This window comes from Shewanella sp. HL-SH5 (assembly GCF_051163755.1).
Taxonomy (GTDB): Bacteria; Pseudomonadota; Gammaproteobacteria; order Enterobacterales; family Shewanellaceae; genus Shewanella; species Shewanella glacialimarina.
The window spans coordinates 2,492,744-2,511,630 of sequence record NZ_CP195038.1 but is presented as its reverse complement, the minus strand read 5'-3'; the positions used below and the strand labels follow the sequence as shown (position 1 = coordinate 2,511,630).

General features: G+C 42.9%; 14 protein-coding genes and 1 pseudogene. 12 read left to right on the top strand and 3 right to left on the bottom strand.

Annotated elements, in window-relative coordinates; genetic code table 11:
- Window positions 1-6 precede the first annotated feature (6 nt).
- From lpxD to tilS, 7 genes and pseudogenes are all read left to right on the top strand, one after another.
- Window positions 7-1,022: pseudogene (gene lpxD / locus ACRWQM_RS10965) on the top strand (UDP-3-O-(3-hydroxymyristoyl)glucosamine N-acyltransferase).
- Between the two features lie 49 nt (window positions 1,023-1,071).
- Window positions 1,072-1,533, top strand: a complete 462-nt coding sequence (gene fabZ / locus ACRWQM_RS10960) for a 3-hydroxyacyl-ACP dehydratase FabZ (protein WP_226410296.1) — start codon at window positions 1,072-1,074, stop codon at window positions 1,531-1,533.
- Window positions 1,530-2,300, top strand: a complete 771-nt coding sequence (lpxA, locus tag ACRWQM_RS10955; RefSeq protein ID WP_434925827.1) for an acyl-ACP--UDP-N-acetylglucosamine O-acyltransferase — start codon at window positions 1,530-1,532, stop codon at window positions 2,298-2,300. The genes fabZ and lpxA overlap by 4 nt, the downstream gene beginning before the upstream one ends.
- Window positions 2,301-2,308: 8 nt before the next feature.
- Complete coding sequence (lpxB, locus tag ACRWQM_RS10950) at window positions 2,309-3,457, top strand: lipid-A-disaccharide synthase (RefSeq protein WP_434930014.1); 1,149 nt, start codon at window positions 2,309-2,311, stop codon at window positions 3,455-3,457.
- A gap of 26 nt (window positions 3,458-3,483) precedes the next feature.
- Window positions 3,484-4,119 (top strand): ribonuclease HII, encoded by a 636-nt coding sequence (rnhB, locus tag ACRWQM_RS10945; RefSeq protein ID WP_434930013.1) that lies wholly within the window; start codon window positions 3,484-3,486, stop codon window positions 4,117-4,119.
- Window positions 4,120-4,316: 197 nt separating this feature from the next.
- Window positions 4,317-7,793: a DNA polymerase III subunit alpha gene (dnaE, locus tag ACRWQM_RS10940; RefSeq protein ID WP_434925830.1), complete on the top strand. Its 3,477-nt coding sequence runs from the start codon at window positions 4,317-4,319 to the stop codon at window positions 7,791-7,793.
- A gap of 9 nt (window positions 7,794-7,802) precedes the next feature.
- Complete coding sequence (gene tilS / locus ACRWQM_RS10935; protein ID WP_434930012.1) at window positions 7,803-9,284, top strand: tRNA lysidine(34) synthetase TilS; 1,482 nt, start codon at window positions 7,803-7,805, stop codon at window positions 9,282-9,284.
- A 546-nt stretch (window positions 9,285-9,830) separates the two neighbouring features.
- On the opposite strand, the gene ACRWQM_RS10930 is transcribed toward tilS, so the two are convergent.
- Window positions 9,831-10,925 carry a peptidase C39 family protein gene (locus tag ACRWQM_RS10930; RefSeq protein ID WP_434930011.1) on the bottom strand — a complete coding sequence of 365 codons (1,095 nt, stop codon included), beginning with the start codon at window positions 10,923-10,925 and terminating at the stop codon, window positions 9,831-9,833.
- Between the two features lie 74 nt (window positions 10,926-10,999).
- Between ACRWQM_RS10930 and ACRWQM_RS10925 the strand changes: the two genes are divergently transcribed.
- Window positions 11,000-12,451, top strand: coding sequence for a RimK family protein (locus tag ACRWQM_RS10925; protein ID WP_226410280.1), 1,452 nt, complete (start codon window positions 11,000-11,002; stop codon window positions 12,449-12,451).
- Window positions 12,452-12,541: 90 nt separating this feature from the next.
- On the opposite strand, the gene dgcS is transcribed toward ACRWQM_RS10925, so the two are convergent.
- On the bottom strand, window positions 12,542-13,429 hold the full coding sequence (dgcS, locus tag ACRWQM_RS10920; protein WP_226410279.1) for a diguanylate cyclase DgcS: 888 nt from the start codon (window positions 13,427-13,429) through the stop codon (window positions 12,542-12,544).
- A 159-nt stretch (window positions 13,430-13,588) separates the two neighbouring features.
- Here dgcS and ACRWQM_RS10915 point away from each other — a divergent pair, with 159 nt between their 5' ends.
- Both ACRWQM_RS10915 and ompW read left to right on the top strand, forming a co-directional pair.
- Complete coding sequence (locus ACRWQM_RS10915; protein ID WP_434930009.1) at window positions 13,589-15,541, top strand: monovalent cation:proton antiporter-2 (CPA2) family protein; 1,953 nt, start codon at window positions 13,589-13,591, stop codon at window positions 15,539-15,541.
- Window positions 15,542-15,789: 248 nt separating this feature from the next.
- Complete coding sequence (gene ompW, locus ACRWQM_RS10910) at window positions 15,790-16,437, top strand: outer membrane protein OmpW (RefSeq protein ID WP_434930008.1); 648 nt, start codon at window positions 15,790-15,792, stop codon at window positions 16,435-16,437.
- 67 nt (window positions 16,438-16,504) lie between these two features.
- Here ompW and ACRWQM_RS10905 read toward each other — a convergent pair whose 3' ends face one another.
- Entirely contained in the window at window positions 16,505-17,254 is a 750-nt protein-coding gene (locus ACRWQM_RS10905) for an SDR family NAD(P)-dependent oxidoreductase (protein WP_434930007.1), read from the bottom strand.
- 155 nt (window positions 17,255-17,409) lie between these two features.
- Between ACRWQM_RS10905 and ACRWQM_RS10900 the strand changes: the two genes are divergently transcribed.
- On the top strand, window positions 17,410-17,802 hold the full coding sequence (locus ACRWQM_RS10900) for a YbaY family lipoprotein (RefSeq protein ID WP_434925838.1): 393 nt from the start codon (window positions 17,410-17,412) through the stop codon (window positions 17,800-17,802).
- Window positions 17,803-17,846: 44 nt separating this feature from the next.
- On the top strand, window positions 17,847-18,800 hold the full coding sequence (gene metA / locus ACRWQM_RS10895; RefSeq protein ID WP_434930006.1) for a homoserine O-succinyltransferase MetA: 954 nt from the start codon (window positions 17,847-17,849) through the stop codon (window positions 18,798-18,800).
- Window positions 18,801-18,887: the final 87 nt, after the last annotated feature.

Below are 18,887 nucleotides of genomic sequence, written 5' to 3'. Positions count from 1 at the left end.
AACACTATGCAACAAGTGACTTTAAAAGAAATTGGCCAACTGCTAAATGCCACAGTTCGCGGTGATGATACCCAAATTGTGATGAGTGTAGCCACTTTAGAAGATGCAATAGAAGGCCAATTATCTTTTTTAGCCAACAGTAAGTATCGTGCTCAACTTGAGGCAACTCAAGCGAGTGCGGTATTGCTTACTGAAAAAGATGCAGCAGATTATAAAGGGACAGCAATTATTGTTGCTGACCCTTATGTCGGTTTTGCGCGTGTGGCACAATTACTTGATACCTCGCCTAAAGCGGCTGTTGGTATTCATCCAAGTGCACAAATAGATGCGAGTGCTAAACTCGGTGAAAATGTGTCAATTGGCGCAAATGCTGTGATTGGTGCCAATGTTATTTTAAGTGATAATGTGCAAATAGGTCCTGGCTCTGTGGTTGGCGAGTCTAGCATTATTGGTCAAAATAGCTGCCTATGGGCTAATGTGACTCTATACCATAATGTCCATATTGGTACCGACTGTACTATTCATTCCGCATCGGTTATTGGCTCTGATGGCTTTGGTTATGCCAACGAGAAGGGTAATTGGATTAAAATCCCTCAAACAGGGGGGTTAGAATTGGTAATCGCGTCGAGATAGGTGCTTCAACCAGTGTTGACCGAGGTGCGTTATCGCACACTGAGATTCATGACGGTGTTATTATTGACAACCAAGTTCAAATTGCCCATAACGTGGTGATTGGTCAAAACACAGCTATTGCTGGCGGGACCATTATTGCCGGCAGTTCGACGATAGGTAAATATTGTATTATTGGTGGTGGTTGTGGTGTTTCTGGCCATATAAGTATCGCTGATGGCGTACACATCTCGGGTGGTACTAATGTGACCAGTGTTATCCGTGAAAAAGGTGTATATTCTTCTGCTACGATAGCAATGGAAAATAAGTTATGGCGACGCAATACCGTGCGCTTCCGTCAGTTAGATGAATTGTTTGCTCGAGTTAAACAACTTGAGAATACGCAAAAATAAGATTAACTGTCATACTAAACCTCTCATTGAACCTGTTAAGGAAACAAGAGTGTCGAACGAATTAAACACTATGGATATTAAAGAAATCCTTAAGTATCTTCCCCATAGATATCCATTTTTATTGATTGACCGGGTGTTAGACTACGCCGTTGGTGACTATCTACACGCGATGAAAAACGTAACAATAAATGAACCATTTTTTCAAGGTCATTTCCCTGTAGCACCTGTTATGCCAGGTGTATTGATTTTAGAGGCTATGGCGCAGGCCACAGGCCTATTAGCATTTAAAACCATGAGTACAGAGCCATCACCGAATGTGTTGTATTACTTTGCAGGTATCGACAAAGCGCGTTTTAAACGTGTTGTTGAGCCAGGTGATCAAATCCATTTTCATGTGAAGATGATTAAAGAGCGCCGCGGAATTGGTGTATTTGAAGGCGAAGCACGCGTTGATGGAGTCGTGGTGTGTTCTGCTGAAATTATGTGTGCCCGAAGAGAGATTCAAACGTGATAGATAAATTAGCTTTCGTTCATCCAGACGCCAAAATTGGTAACAATGTCACCATTGGACCTTGGAGTTATATTGGCGCAGATGTAGAAATCGGCGACGATACTTGGATTAGTTCGCATGTTGTTATCAAAGGCCCATCGGTTATCGGTAAAGGCAACCGTATCTTTCAATTCGCCTCTGTAGGTGAAGAATGCCAAGATAAAAAATATGCAGGCGAACCGACTCGTCTAATCATGGGTGATAACAATATTATCCGTGAATCTGTCACCATCCATCGTGGTACGGTACAAGATAATAGCGAGACTCGCATAGGGTCGAATAACTTGTTAATGGCTTATGTGCATGTCGCACATGACTGTGTAGTCGGTAACCATGTCATTATGGCTAATAATGCCTCTATAGCAGGCCATGTCCATGTACATGATCATGTTATTTTAGGTGGCATGACAGGTGTGCATCAATTTGTGCATATTGGAGCCCATGCATTTACTGCTGGTTCATCAACTATTTTCCAAGATGTGCCGCCTTTTGTAATGGCCGCTGGCAGCCCAGCTATTCCTCGTGGATTAAATGTTGAAGGTTTAAAACGTCGTGGCTTTAGTAAAGAAACCCAACATGCTATACGTCGTACTTATAAAGCCTTATACCGTAAAAATTTAACTATTGAAGAAGCATTAGCTGAAATAAAACCTGATGCTGACAATGATCCTCATGTTCAAGCCATGGTTGATTTTATTACTAACTCTTCCCGTGGCATTATTCGTTAAGTGATCTAATGAACGATTCAAAACCCCGTATATTTGCCATGGTCGCCGGAGAAATCTCCGGCGATATTTTAGGTGCAGGTTTAATCAAATCCTTGCAGCAACGCTATCCAGATGCGCAGTTTGTAGGCATTGGTGGACCTCGCATGGAAAAGTTAGGTTTTCAGTCTTGGTTTTCGATTGAAGAATTAGCGGTGATGGGCATTGTTGAAGTGCTATCACGATTGCCACGGTTATTGAAAGTGCGTGCTACTTTGATAGATAAGATTACCGTTATCAAGCCTGATTGCTTTATTGGTATTGACGCGCCTGACTTTAATATTGGCCTTGAGCTTAAACTCAAAAATAAAGGCATCAAAACAGTTCACTATGTTAGCCCTTCAGTATGGGCATGGCGTCCTAAACGGGTCTTTAAAATCGCCAAAGCCACTAATATGGTGTTGTCCTTACTGCCATTTGAAAAAGCCTTTTATGATGAGCATAACGTACCCTGTACGTTTGTTGGTCATACTTTAGCGGATGATATTCCGCTCAAAAGCGATAAAGCGTCAGCACGTAAGTTACTTAATTTAGACCCTGATGCAGAGTATTTGGCGGTTTTACCCGGGTCTCGTGGAGGGGAGTTAAAGCAACTCGCTGAGCCATTCGTTAAAGCGGCAATGTTAGTTAAGCAGCATTTTCCCGATATAAAGTTTGTTACCCCATTAGTTAATGAAGCGCGTCGGCAACAGTTTTTAGCCGCATTGGCTGAACATGCGCCAGATTTAGAGGTTGAACTTATTGAGGGGCATTCAAGGGAAGTGATGGCTGCGGCTGATTGCATTTTATTAGCATCAGGTACCGCTACATTAGAAGCTATGTTGGTCAAGCGCCCTATGGTGGTGTCTTACCGCGTTAGCCCTATTACTTATGCCATTGCTATTCGCATGATGAAAATCAAAAACTATTCGCTGCCTAACTTATTGGCTAACGAAACAATTGTGCCTGAACTGATGCAAGCCAATTGCCAGCCGCAGTTAATTGCTGATGCGGTGATTAAACAACTTAATCAAGATTTTGCGCCACTCAATACAAAATTTGAGCAGTTACATCAATTACTTAAATGTAACGCCAGCGAACGGGCTGCCGATGCTGTAGTGGCATTATTGCCAGCGCATTAATTTGCTGAAGCCAAGGACAAACTAATATGTCGACATTCCCGCAAGTGATAAAACAGATCACCCCAGAGCAAGTGGCGATAATTTCAGAGGGTATTGTCGCCGGTGTTGATGAGGTTGGCCGTGGTCCTTTAGTGGGAGATGTGGTTACCGCCGCGGTTATTTTAGACCCCACTAAACCCATAATTGGTTTAAGCGATTCTAAAAAATTGACTGAAAAACGGCGCAACTCACTGTATCAAGATATTATAGCCAATGCGCTTGCGGTCAGTGTTGGCCGGGCAACTCCGACCGAAATTGATCAAATTAATATTTTACAAGCGACCATGTTAGCCATGCAACGTGCTGTTGCTGGCTTGGATATTGTACCTGAACGGGTATTAGTCGATGGTAATCGCGTACCTGATTTTGGCATTGCTGCCCATGCAATTATTAAAGGCGATGGCTTAGTTGCTGCAATCAGTGCTGCATCCATTATTGCTAAAGTGACCCGAGATAAAGAGATGGATGAGCTTGATGCCAAGTATCCTCAATATGGGTTTGCTAAGCATAAGGGCTATCCTACAAAAGCACATTTTGAAGCACTTGCAAAGTTCGGTGCCATAGATGAACATCGAAAAAGCTTTAAACCGGTTGCAGAATGTTTAGCTAACACGGCAAAGTAATTACCTAGATGCTAATGTTTTAAATCATATCGCTATGAAGCCATTTAAATCTTAGCCGTCTTTATTTCTAGGTGTTAATCTCGATAGTTCCACGTTTTAATAAGCATTGGCTGTAATGTGAATGTTTACTAGTGTGATTAATAATTTCAACTGCATTGTTTGTATCTTTTTTCCTTCGAAAAATAAGAATTTTATTTATGTCCGATCCTCGTTTTGTACATTTGCGTGTCCACAGTGACTATTCCATGACAGATGGTGTCGCTAAGGTGAAACCTATCTTAGCAGCAGCAGAAGCGCAGGGGATGGCCGCGATCGCATTGACAGATCAAAATAACTTTTGTGGTTTAGTGAAGTTTTATGGTGGCGCACATGCAGTGGGTATTAAACCTATTGTCGGTGCTGACTTTTGGATGCGAGTGCCTGGTTTTGAAAAAGAATTATGTGCACTTACCATTATTGCAATGGATAACGACGGTTACCAAAACCTCACCCAGTTAATCAGTGAAGCCTATCTTCGCGGTCAAGTTGATGGTCGAGTCGTTATCGATCAAGACTGGCTTGTGACCTATAACAAAGGGATTTTACTTTTATCGGGTGCTAAAGAGGGCGATATAGGTAAAGCTTTATTAAAAGGCAACCAAGGCCAAGTTGAGGACCTCGTCAACTTTTATCAAACGCATTTTAGTGATCGCTATTTTCTTGAACTCATTCGCACCGACCGTGCAGATGAAGAGCGCTATCTACACATGGCGGTTGAACTTGCCGCCAAGACAGGCATTCCTGTAGTTGCTACCAACCAGGTGGTGTTTTTAAAAGCCGATGATTTTGAAGCGCATGAAATTCGCGTCGCTATTCACGATGGCTATACCCTAGTAGACCCTAGGCGACCTAAAACCTACAGTAACGCCCAGTATCTTCGTAGCGAAGATGAAATGTGTGAGCTTTTTAAAGATATTCCTTCAGCGATTAGCAATAGTGTCGAAATAGCCAAACGCTGTAACGTTACCATTAGATTATATGAATACTTTCTGCCGAACTTTCCAACGGGCGACCTATCAATAGAAGACTTCTTGGTTGCCGCGTCAGTTAAAGGGTTGGAAGAGCGTCTTGAGTTTTTATTTCCAGATCCAACCGTGAGAGCCCAAAGAAGGCCTGAGTACGATGAGCGCCTAGAAATCGAGCTGAAAGTCATCAACCAAATGGGATTCCCGGGTTATTTCTTAATTGTGATGGAGTTTATTCAGTGGGGTAAAGATCAAGGCATTCCCGTAGGCCCTGGTCGTGGTTCAGGTGCGGGATCGTTAGTCGCTTATGCGCTTAAAATTACTGATTTAGATCCCCTTGAATATGATTTACTGTTCGAGCGTTTCTTAAACCCTGAACGTGTATCCATGCCCGATTTCGACGTCGATTTTTGTATGGATCGCCGCGATGAGGTTATCGACCATGTAGCCGAGCTGTATGGCCGTGAAGCGGTATCGCAAATTATTACCTTTGGTACTATGGCGGCTAAAGCGGTTGTACGCGATGTTGGCCGTGTATTAGGTCATCCATATGGGTTTGTTGAACGTCTAACTAAGATGATCCCCGCCGAACCCGGCATGACACTGGCTAAAGCGTTTGAAGTTGAACCTGCGCTGCCTGAAGCCTACGCCGCTGATGAAGATGTCAAAGAGCTTATCGACATGTGTCGCCGCTTAGAAGGCGTGACGCGTAACGCTGGTAAGCATGCCGGTGGTGTGGTGATAGCACCGACTCGCATTACGGACTTTGCACCACTATATTGTGATGCCGAAGGGTTAAACCCGGTCACTCAGTTTGATAAAAATGACGTAGAAACTGCCGGTTTAGTTAAGTTCGACTTCTTGGGTTTACGTACTTTAACCATTATTGACTGGGCATTGCAGATGATCAATCCGCGCCTAGCCAAACAAGGTAAAGAACCGGTTCGCATCGAAGCGATTCCGCTGGCCGATCCCGCTTGCTTTAAATTATTACAACGTTATGAAACCACCGCAGTATTCCAGTTAGAATCCCGCGGCATGAAAGATCTGATTAAACGTCTACAGCCCGATTGTTTTGAAGACATGATTGCACTGGTAGCCCTTTTCCGCCCAGGGCCTTTGCAATCAGGCATGGTAGATAACTTTATCGAACGTAAACATGGTCGTGAAGCCGTATCTTATCCCGATGCTGAATATCAGCATGAATCGTTAAGAGAATTACTGTCACCGACCTACGGCATTATCTTGTATCAAGAGCAGGTAATGCAGATTGCCCAGGTGCTGTCGGGTTATACCCTAGGCGGCGCGGACATGCTTCGCCGAGCTATGGGTAAGAAAAAGCCCGAAGAAATGGCTAAGCAGCGTGGCACGTTCAAAGAAGGTGCGATTAATAACGGCGTTGACGGCGACTTGTCGATGAAAATTTTCGACTTGGTTGAAAAGTTCGCCGGTTATGGTTTTAACAAATCACATTCTGCTGCTTACGCATTAGTTTCTTACCAAACATTGTGGCTTAAAACCCATTATCCAGCGCAATTTATGGCCGCGGTAATGTCGGCTGATATGGATAACACAGATAAAATTGTTACCTTGGTCGATGAATGCGAGCGCATGGGATTACCGCTTATTCCGCCCGATGTGAACAAAGGTCAATTCAAGTTCACCGTTGATGATGACTTGAATATTGTGTATGGCATAGGTGCGATTAAAGGCGTGGGTGAAGGCCCAGTCGATTCTATTCTTGAAGCGCGCAAAGATGGACCTTTTATTGATTTATTTGATTTTTGTGCCCGTATCGATCTAAAAAAACTCAATAAACGGGTTATCGAAAAACTGATTTGTGCTGGTGCATTAGATGACCTTGGCCCGCATCGTGCCTCAATGATGGCCACATTACCTGAAGCCATTCGCGCAGCAGCGCAACACGCGAAAGCGCAAGAAATCGGTCAACATGATATGTTTGGTTTGCTTAATGACGAGCCAGACGATAATAAGCAAAATTTTGTTGAATGTACTCCCTGGCCAGACAAAATATGGTTAGAAGGGGAGCGCGATACCCTCGGGTTGTACTTGACCGGCCATCCGATTAATCAGTATTTAGCTGAGTTGAAACAATATACTTCAGCTCGCTTAAAAGACATTCACCCGACTGAGCGCGGTAAAACGGTCAAAGTGGCGGGTTTAGTGGTTGCCACCCGCGTGATGATCACCAAGCGCGGCTCAAAGATGGGCTTGGTGACATTAGATGATAAAAGTGCTCGCTTAGAGGTGATGTTATTCACTGAACCATTTGAAAAATTCGGTCATTTACTTGAAAAAGATCGTATTTTAATCTGTGAAGGTGATGTTAGCTATGATGATTTTGCCGGTGGCAATCGCATGAATGGCCGTAATATCATTGAAATTGGTGAAGCAAGAAGCCATTTTGCTAAAGCGGTTGAACTCAATATCCATGCAGATATATTATCGCCCGAATGGTTAACGAATTTTCAGCAAATACTAATGCCGTGGAAATCAGGCGCTGTGCCAGTAGTGATAAATTATACCAAAAATGCAGCTGCAGGAAGGTTAGTGCTAGGTGATGAATGGCGCGTTAATCCATCAGATGATTTGATGCTGGCCCTAGAAACACAACTGGGTTCCACTAATGTTAAAATTGTCTTTAACTAGGCGTGCACCATGACAGCGAATAACTTAGCTTCGAGTAACCCTGCTTCAAATAGTTTAGCTTCAGCGCACATGACCAAAGAGCAATTACTGAGCTTACTAGAACAAGCGGTAATGCCTCTTTATCAATTGACTATAGTGCAGGGTGACCCCGCGGCTAAGTTAGTACTGGCTTACAGTGGCGGGGTTGATTCAGAAGTCTTAGCCTATGGACTGAGTGCCTTGGCACACAAACATCCACACATTGCCTGTTTACTTATTCATATACATCATGGGCTCAGCGCCAATGCCAATACCTGGGTGCAACACTGCATAACCCGTGCAGGGCATTACCAATTGCCAGTACAAATTGAGCGCGTTAGCGTTGATAAAGGCCCAAGGCAAAGTTTAGAAGCGCAAGCGCGAGACGCCCGTTATCAAGCATTTGAGCGTTATCTTAATCCAGGTGATATTTTACTTACCGCCCATCATCAAGATGATCAACTCGAAACGCTATTGCTAGCATTAAAGCGCGGCCAAGGCCCTAAAGGACTTGGTGCAATGGGCGCCATACAAGCTTATAAGCAAGCTTGGTTAGTCAGACCATTATTAGACATCAGCCGAGATCAAATAGAGCAATTTGCCCTTCAACAGCAGTTGACCCATATTGAAGATGAAAGTAATCAAGACGACAGTTATGATCGTAATTTTCTGCGTCTAGACATTATCCCACGCTTAAAACAACGCTGGCCAAGTATCGCCACAACCGCAGCCAGAAGTGCAGCCTTGTGCGCCGAGCAACAGCAAGTTATTGATGATGAAGTCAGTCATCGCTTACCCCAATGGCTAGTGTTAGCAAGCGATGATGATGCATTACTTACTGAATCAAGTGGCTTTAAGCTCACAGGTTTTGAACAATTAACAAAAGCCTGGCAAGCATTACTGTTCCGCGGATATTTACTTCACTGTGGGGCTAGCTTACCGTCACAAGCACAATTACAGCAGATATTGTCACAACTGTTAGCTGCCAAAGACGATGCTAATGTGTCAATTCAATGGGGCAGTTATCAAGTTAAACGCTTTGCTGGAGTTGCTTATGTGCTTAACACCGGTGAGCTTGATACGCCAGAATTAGCCCAACTAAGCGATCGTTTTATCAGCATTATAAACGGCGATGCGACCGAGTTGCTAATGGATTTAGGCCAACATCAATCCCTTATAAAGCTAGAAACATTTATTAATAAGCCTTTACTCGCTTTACCATTAACCAGCAGTAAAGTGACCATTCGTTTTGGTGCTACAGGTTCAATTAAATGCCATCCCCAATTTGCCAGTTCACAACGCGTTAAACCACGTGAGCTAAAGAAGCTGTGGCAAGAGTGCAATGTCCCCCCCTGGCGTCGCCAGCATATTCCATTAGTGTTTTATGACGAAGTCTTAGTTGGCGCTATCGGATTATGGGTAGATAAACGCTATTTAGCCCAAGCAGGGCAGCAAGGGATCAGTTTGTTTTAATTGTGAGTTTGGCTAGCCCAACAGTTCATGGGGACTTATTTTCTGCCACAGGCTCTAGTGCAGATAATTCAGCGAGACGCAGCACGCACATCCATGTGAGCTTAACCAAAACATCCGTGTTTTGGATACTCGCTGGCTCATCTGCACCCGAGTTATTGTCTCTTCGATTTAGCTTCATTCGTAACAATACAGTAAGAAAAAGCTGCGGTTTACCGTTTGAATTGAGATTGTCGAGACTCTTTATTCCGAGAACCCGTGGGCCTGGCATGGATGCCACGCTAGCTTTCGTTGGAGTAGTGATACCCTCTGTGGACGAAGCGTCGCGACGTTAGTGGCCGCAGGCCATAAGCACAAACAACAAAAGAAACAGCTGGATCCCGGCTCAACAGCATTACCGGAATGACGTGAAATGAAGCTGGATCCCAAGTCAACAACACTACCTGAACGGCAGTAAATTTAGTCTGATGAAGCTGGAACCTTGAGTTCACAATTCAAACGAAGTTTGAAAAAGCCTGCTGTGACGGTAGGCCATAAAAAACTTTACGATTAAGCCAACGCCAATTTAACTACTAGACAAGACACTAATTTCTGTTTGCCATATTGCATTACCTGCGCCAACTCAGATTGGCTTATCGGCACATAAGCGGCATTAATCGCATCTTTTTGAGCGACAACATACGGGTCGTGAATAAACATGAACTGCTCGTTATACCCACTTAGAATGACCCAATGTGGGCCTTTTTCGCCATTAAAGCGATAAGTGCTGATCATCAGTAAGACCGCATAGCCGTTATCTATCCAGTCTCGAAGCTGAGCCAAACTTGGCGATGCATTGTGCATTTGAATGCCCTGGCTGGTCAGTTGCTGGCAAAATTCATTGTGCACTAGGGTTATCACTTCTTTTTTATTGCTGTCACGTACGCTGTCAATAAAAGGCACTGAAGTGGATTGGCTGTAAACCTCAAGCTGTAACCCGCGTTTTACCCCTGCTAAAGCCAAACCATGCACACTGCAACCCCCATGGCCGCTGGTCATAAAAATAGTGGTGGCTTCACGCCAAATGCTTAACTCATCAATGCGGCTAGGTTGGTAACGCTGATTTACGGCGCTCATGGCCATCATTAGGCAGGCGGCACCACAGGTAAAAGGAGTGGTTTGCACGTACAAAGGCATCTTGATGACTTTACTTGGCCCTGGTGGGTCTAGGCGTTTGTGCATGCGCACGCCGTCGGCCAAATCATCGTAATAATGGACTAAGGTTTTAAGTACCTTATAACCCATTTTTAAATAAAGATTTTTGGCGGCGATATTGTCGTTTCTTACTTCTAGGCGTAATGTAATGAAGCCACGTTCGACCACCGTTTGCTCGCAGCGGGTAACAAGTTCAAAGGCAATGTTACGGCCTCTAAATTCAGCCGCTACGGCAATTGAATACAGCCTTGCTAGGCGAGTACCACGATGAAAAAGCACCAATGCATAAGCGGCGATGATACCGTCGATTTCGGCGACTAATAAGCAGTCTAATGGTGAATTAATAAAGCGTTTCATCTGCCGAGAACTGATTTTGTCGCCACTAAACGCATTCGTTTCAAGGGTATTGAGTTGGGGGAGGTCGCTTAGAATAGCTTGACGCAGCAGCATGAATAGGCTCGGATTGGTAAACACGATAGTGACTTAATTTACGCGCTAAACCACACAAGAGGCAATAGATATTTATGGCTCAGTTTTTAATTGTTACCGATGACGCAAGTGATTGGCGTCCTTATCTTCCAAGTGACAACATGGTCACTGTTCACGATTATTTAAATATGGGCGCCTACTCAGATAAAGGTGCTATGCAAGTGATTAACTTGTGCCGTAGTTATGATTATTTAAGCACCGGATATTATTGTTCGTTAATGGCTGAAGCGCGTGGGCACAGGGTGATACCTCGGGTTATGACCATTAATGATTTGTCCCAAGACCGATTTTTTAGCCTGCCTCAGTCCGGATTAGATAAATTAGCCGCTACCGTTAATGATATCTCGATGAAAATCTTTTTCGGTTATTGTGACAACCCTGCATTAGAAAAAATCGCCCGTAAAATTTTTGAACGATTCACGGTACCTATCCTAGAAGTGCGCTTATCTAAACAGTCAGATAAATGGCAAGTGGATACTATTGAACCAGCGGCCTTTCAAAACTTAACTGACGTTGAACAGGATTTATTTGCTAAGTACTTAGAAGTGTTTTCGCAAAAGGTATGGAAGTTACCTAAAGCGGCTAAGCGATATCGCTATGAAATTGCTATGTTGGTGGATGAAGACGAAAAAATGCCTCCATCAGATAAGGCCGCGCTTAAATTATTTACTAAATCAGCCAACCGTATCGGTATGGATTTAGTGCAAATTGGCTCCCGCGATTTAGCTCGGCTGAGTGAGTTTGATGGTTTATTCATTCGCTCAACCACTAATATTAGTAACTTCACTTACCGATTTGCCAAAGCGGCAGAGCAGTTAGGGTTAGTGGTAATGGACGACCCTGAATCCATTATGAAATGTACCAATAAGGTGTTTTTAACTGAGCTATTGAATCGACATAAAGTGCCGGTTCCTAAAAGTTTAATCTTTAAAAAGTCTGATGAAAACTGGGTCGATAATGTTATTGAAACCATAGGTTTGCCCGCGGTGCTTAAAGTGCCTGATGGGGCTTTTTCGCTTGGAGTACTAAAAGTTAAAGACAGAGAAACCTTGATTGAACAAGCGAATAAAATTTTTGAACACAGTGCGCTTATTTTAGCCCAAGCCTTTATGCCAACAGATTATGACTGGCGTATTGGCATGTTAAATCGTCAGCCTATTTATGCTTGTCGCTATTTTATGAGTCGCGGTCACTGGCAAATTTATCAACATCATCAAAGCGGCCGAGTCAGCAGTGGTGACTTTGATTGTGTAGACTTAAAGATGGTGCCGCAGCAGGTGATTGATGCGGCCAGTAAGGCAGCTAATTTAATTGGTGCAGGTTTATACGGTGTCGATTTAAAAGAAATTGACGGTAAAGCATTTGTGATTGAAGTTAACGATAATCCGAGCATTGATCATGGGGTAGAGGATTTGTTTTTGGGGGATTTAGTTTACGATAGAGTAATGACAGAATTTTTAAGGCGTATTCAGCTTAGAGGGTTGTAATACCGATACCAAAGTCAATATGTGACTGATAATCTCAACAATGACCACAGAGGAGTAAGGCTGTGGTCATTGTGATGATTTTTATGCTAGCTATTGCGTGTCAGCACAAATTCTAAAACAGTTTCTACCGGCCGCTTTTGCACTGTACATGGCTTTATCGGCGCGCTCATAAAGTGTTGTCAAATCTTCTTTAGCACGCGATTGAGCTATACCTAAGCTACACTTAACATTATATTCCATTAACTCTGGGTGCAGAGGTAAGTTATCAATAATGCGTTGGCATACTAAGCTTGCAGCGGGTGATCCACCTTCGGTGATAACGACAAATTCATCGCCACCAATGCGAAATGCCTGATCGGTATCTCGTATGGCATCATTAATTAGTGCGGCAAAGCCTGTGAGTACCTTATCGCCAACAGTATGACCAAATTGGTCATTAAGTTGTTTAAATTTATCTAAATCTAATACGATTAACGACACATGGCCTTGTTTACGCTGCGCTCTGGCAATGCTTTTATGCATCGATTTTCTAAAGTAATAACGATTACCAAGTCCTGTTAATGCATCAAACATAGCCTGGTTAGATACCTGTTGATACTTAAGTGCATTACTAAATGGCTGCAGAGTTAATGCTTCAATATGGTTAAGTAGTTTCATCTGTATTGGGCTGAGCGGCACAGAAAGATAGTAATGTATCTTTAGCGTGTCAGATTCAGTTTTGATATGACGCACTAACTCAATACCATTGTGACGTCCCCAGGTAAACTTTTGATCTGCAGTGAACAGTTGCAGGGCTTTTATCGGCAAATGTTGACCGACAATTTTGCCATAACAGGCAAATACTGTCCGAGGATCTAAACTTGCATGTAATTGCTGGATGACTTGGACTAGATCAAGTTCAGGCTCCATTCGTAGATAGGTGTTTGACCTATACCCATATTCTTCTGGGAAAAGTTCGGTTGCAATAGCAAAGTCCATAGGGTTACTCCAAAACGTTACACTGTGATACAGGTATTAAGCAAGTTGTATGCCTAAAGTGATTTTCCTATGTTTTTTAAGTGTTTGTAATTTAGTTGTCATTCTGATAAACAAGATGTAACGCTTTTCGACAGTTTCTTGACAAGGAGTTTTTTGCCTATGGAAAACAATATGTTTATTCATATTTTGTTCATGCTAGTCATCGCCATTGCGACGATTGCTATTTTAGGGCGTGTAGGACTGCCAGCTATTCTTGCTTATCTTTTGACGGGTGTGATCAGCGGACCTAGTGGTTTTCACTGGTTTACTCAACATGAAATGCATTATGTTGCCGAGCTTGGCGTGGTGCTGCTGATGTTTACCTTAGGCCTTGAGTTTTCTGTTCCGCGTTTATGGTCAATGCGCCGTACTGTATTTGGCTTAGGCAGTGCGCAAGTTATTGTCACCGCTTTTATAGCCGGTGGTGTGGCTTACCTATTAGGTCAGAATTTGGTTGCTGCCGTAGTGATTGGCTCGGCTATCGCATTATCTTCTACCGCCATTGTACTGAAACTAATGAACGAGCAAGGCTGGCTAAGACGACGCCACGGCGAGTTGTCGGTCAGTGTTTTGCTATTTCAAGATTTAGCCGTAGTACCCATGTTAATTTTATTGCCCTTACTGGCAAATGATGGCAGCCAGATGAGTTTAAATAGCATTGCGTATGCTCTGCTGACCGGTATTTTGGCCTTCTTGGGATTAATGTCATTTGGTAAGTGGGTCTTGCCGCGTATTTTTGATGAAGTCGCTCGCTCACGTTCAAATGAGTTATTTGTGTTGTCGACCTTAGTTGTTGCCTTATTGACGGGGGCATTTACCCAGTGGGTAGGGTTATCGATGGCATTAGGGGCATTTATTGCCGGTATGCTACTTGGAGAAAGCCAGTATCGTCGCCAGTTAGAAGCCGATATTCGCCCATTTAGAGATTTGCTGATGGGGCTATTTTTTATCTCAATAGGGATGATGCTGGACTTTAATTTGGTGATGCAATATTGGTGGCAAATATTGACCATCTTGATTGCCGTTGTCGCACTTAAAATAATAATCGTCTATGGCTTGTTAAAGCTGGCGGGTGAACACGCCAAAGTGGCATTAAGCACAGCCATCAGTTTGGGGCAAGTCGGTGAGTTTAGTTTTGTGTTGTTGGCCTTGGCTGTTAACTATCAGTTATTAGACACTGAAGTTAGCACCGTATTAGTTGCAGTAGCCGTTATTTCAATGTCATTCGCCCCCTGGTTAATCCGTCACAGTGTCGATATTGCCAAGAAGTTTAAGGGCGGAAAACCATCTAAAAGCATGGAGTCGCAAACCATTACTTTACCTGGCGGCGATGATGATGACTTTGTGGTGATTTTAGGCTACGGCCGTGTAGGGCAAACCATCGCACGTTTCTTAAAAACCGAAGCGATTAATTACATTGTGTTAGACCTTGATCCTATCCGTGTTACAGAGTCTCGAGCAGCGGGTGAGCCGGTTTATTTTGGCGATGCCTGTAAAATGGGCATTTTAAAGCGAATTGGGATCCGCCAGGCCAGTATGGTGGTAGTGACGTTCACCGAAGAGCGTCAAGCAGAGGAGGCGTTAGCGGTAAGTCGAAAATTAGCCCCTGATGCTAAAATACTTATCCGCACCCGAGATGATTCTAATCTAAAAGAGCTTAAAGAGGCTGGAGCAACACAGGTTATACCTGAGTCGCTTGAAGGTAGTCTGATGTTAGTGTCGCAAGTGCTCTATAAGTGCGGAGTACCTTTACCGCGTATTATTAAGCGGCTTGAATCTGAAAGACGTAATCATTACCAGTACCTGCATGGATTCTTTTCTGGTACTGAAACCGATTTTACTTTGGACTTATTGCATGCCGTGTCGTTAAGTACCAGCGCCAGCAGTGTCGGTAAAAAAGTCGCGGACATTCCTTGGCATCAATTGGAAGTTGAGCTTCGAGCCGTGCGCAGGAAAGGCTCTGAAATTGAGCCCGCACCAGATGACTGGGTATTTCGTCGTAATGATATTTTAATGCTGGTGGGTAAACCTCGCAGTATTGAAAAAGCCGAAGAATATTTATTACAAGGATGATTTTAACTCGGACATCAAGCTTATTTATTGACGCCGCGACATGTTTATTTACATAGGAATTAAAGGTGTGTGTAGCTAATTAACTGTGATCTAAATCAAGGATATTTATCATTTAGCTATACCCCTAAATGTGTAGCTAGAATCATTGATCTAAATCAATGATGTTAATAAATAATTCTGGCAGAGTGACGGCAAATGTTAAGGATGTAGTGTAAAACATCTAGTTGTTACCCTAATGGAGTATGAAGATGAATAAAAAAATGGCCCTAGGTTTAGTTGCAGCAGGTTTATTATCTGCCGGTGTTTCTTCTGTAGCAGTTGCTCATCAAGCAGGGGATTTTATTTTCAGAGCGGGTGCGGTTGTGGTTGCTCCAAATGAGTCTAGCCCAGTTGTTGCTGATGTGGCTGAGTTTGGTGTTGATAACAACATGCAAATCGGTTTGAACTTTGGTTATATGCTAACTGACAACTGGGGCGTTGAATTACTAGCGGCAACACCATTTAGTCATGAAGTATCATTAGGGGCTTTAGGTAAGATTGCTGAAACTAAGCATTTACCACCAACCTTAGTAGCACAGTACTATTTTGGTGATGCTCAATCTAAATTACGTCCTTATGTTGGCGTAGGTGTTAACTTCACTAATTTCTTTGATAATGACTTTACTCAAGAAGCAAAAGATTTAGGCCTAGATAACTTGAGTTTAACCAATTCTTGGGGCTTAGCAGCACAAGTAGGTTTAGACTACAATATCAATAAAGAATGGTTAGTTAATGCTTCTATCTGGTATGCAGATATATCAACCGATGTAAACTTCACTGCTGGTGGCGCAGCGCTTTCAGTTGATACCGACATTAACCCATGGGTTTATATGGTTAGCGTTGGTTACAAGTTCTAATAACACGTAATCAAGCTGTATAAAGATAGGAGCCAAATGGCTCCTATTTTCGTTTAGCGTGATGGTGTTATTTACGCTGGTTTTTTTTCGGCTTCCAATGACGAGTATTATAAATATACTCGGGTAATAAGCGATTTAACCAAGCAACAAAACGCCAACGTTTGGTCACATATACCCGGCGTTTTCCCTTTTGCAAAGCGATCAAAATTTGTTTAGCGACTTTATCTAAAGGGGCTAATAAAAACTGATTTTGTTGCAATGCTGCTTTATCTAACAAGCCTAATTGAATGTCACTAATGGTAATAGGTAGCTTTAAACGCTGCGCATGCATGCTTAAGCCTTCAAAATAATTAGCGGCAAAGGCTTTAGACGCATGGTAAGCCATGCTTGGCCCGCCTCGCTGCCCTGCTATTGAGTTAATCGCTGCCAACTGACCGTAACCTTGTTCGGTCATCAATTTGAATACACAGTGGCAAATAGCGGCAAAGCCTTTTACATTCACGTCAATAATATCTTGTTCTAATTGCCAGGGAAGGGTGGCATCGTAACCATTCATGCCGGTATTGACTATCACCAAATGGGCGCCATTTTCCTGTTGCCATGCTGTGGTTATTTGCTCTATTAGCTTTGCCGGCTCGGCAATCGAAAGTGGTAAGACCTCTACTGACACTGGCAGTGTTTTAGCAAATTCGGTTAACAGCTCTGGTTGTTGCACAAATAACAACAATTTTACCTTTTGAGTAGCAAGCTGGCGGGCTAATTCTTTACTTAGCTGCGAGCTAGCACCAATAATCATAGCGGTTGCGATGGTGGTCATGGGGGGAATTGGCGCTCAATTTCCTAAAGATAGGTTTATGATAGAAATAACCTCCATGGATAACAAGCACGAAAATTTTTCAATATCGGAAGTGTAGACTTCTAGACGTCTTGATGTATTATAATGCGACGTCACTTAATAAAAGCAGGTGAGTCATGATTAAACAGATAATGTGCGTTATAGCGATGATTGCGGCTATATCAGGGTGCCAAACCTCGCCTCAAAATAGCCAAATAGTAGGTGAAGTGTTATATAAACAACGCATTGCACTACCTGCTGATTCTGTGATCCAAATCCAATTACAGGACGTGTCATTGCAAGATGTTAAGGCTGAAATTTTAGCGGAATATGAAATTAGCCCGGTAACAGGTGTCACGCCTTTCGAGTTTTTAGTACCAGTGGATGCTTTTAAAACAGGTCATCGTTATGCCATCAGTGCACGGATCACTGTTGCCGATGAATTGTGGTTTATTAATACGCAATCTTATCCCGTAGATATCAATAATCCACAACCATTAACAGTGGTTGTTGATCTGGTAAAGCGATAATTTTAGCGGTATTTGTCGATTAATAATTAGGTAAGGGATGTAGTATGCCGGTTCGAATTCCAGATGATTTACCCGCAGCAGGTATTTTAGAGTCAGAGAATATCTTTGTGATGTCAGAAACTCGCGCAGCAAATCAGGACATTCGTCCTATGCGGGTGCTTATCTTGAATTTGATGCCCAATAAAATTGAGACAGAAACCCAACTGCTTCGTTTACTGGGTAATACGCCATTACAGGTGGGTGTCGATTTGCTGCGTATTCATGATAAAGAGTCTAAACATACCTCTGTCGACCACATGAATACCTTTTATCGCGACTTTGAAGATGTCAGACACAATAATTATGATGGGCTTATCATTACTGGTGCACCTTTAGGACAAATTGACTTTGAAGATGTTGTCTACTGGGATCACATTAAAGAAATTATCGATTGGTCCCAAAAGCATGTGACCTCGGTATTGTTTTTGTGTTGGGCGGCACATGCGGGATTATTTCACTTATATGGCATAAACCGTGGCTTATTAGACCAAAAACGCTCGGGTGTGTTTAATCATGTTAGGGCAACTGAACCACATCCTTTACTACGTGGTTTTGATGATGAATTTTATGCACCGCATTCGCGTTTTGCCGAAATTAACATTGAAGACATTCGCCGCAATAATGACGTTGAAATTTTAGCTGAGTCAGCTGAAGCTGGTGCCTATATCGTTTTAAGCCGTGATAGCCGAAATCTATTCGTTATGGGACACCCTGAATACCAAAAAGGCACTTTGAACGATGAATATCAACGTGATTTAGCCCAAGGCTTGAATCCAAATGTTCCCTTAAACTATTATCGTAACGATGACCCAAGCCAGGATCAAATAGCACGTTGGCACAGCCATGGCAGTTTGCTGGTCAGTAATTGGCTTAACTATTATGTTTACCAGTTAACGCCATATGACCTATCGGACATGAGCAAGATGACACCGTGGGAAAGTAAGCAAGCTAAAGGGTAATCGCTATTGAATAGGGCTAAAAAATAATTGCTGATAATGTCTAAATAGGTGTTTCCAATTGATTTAAATTAGCGCTATGTTAGAGAT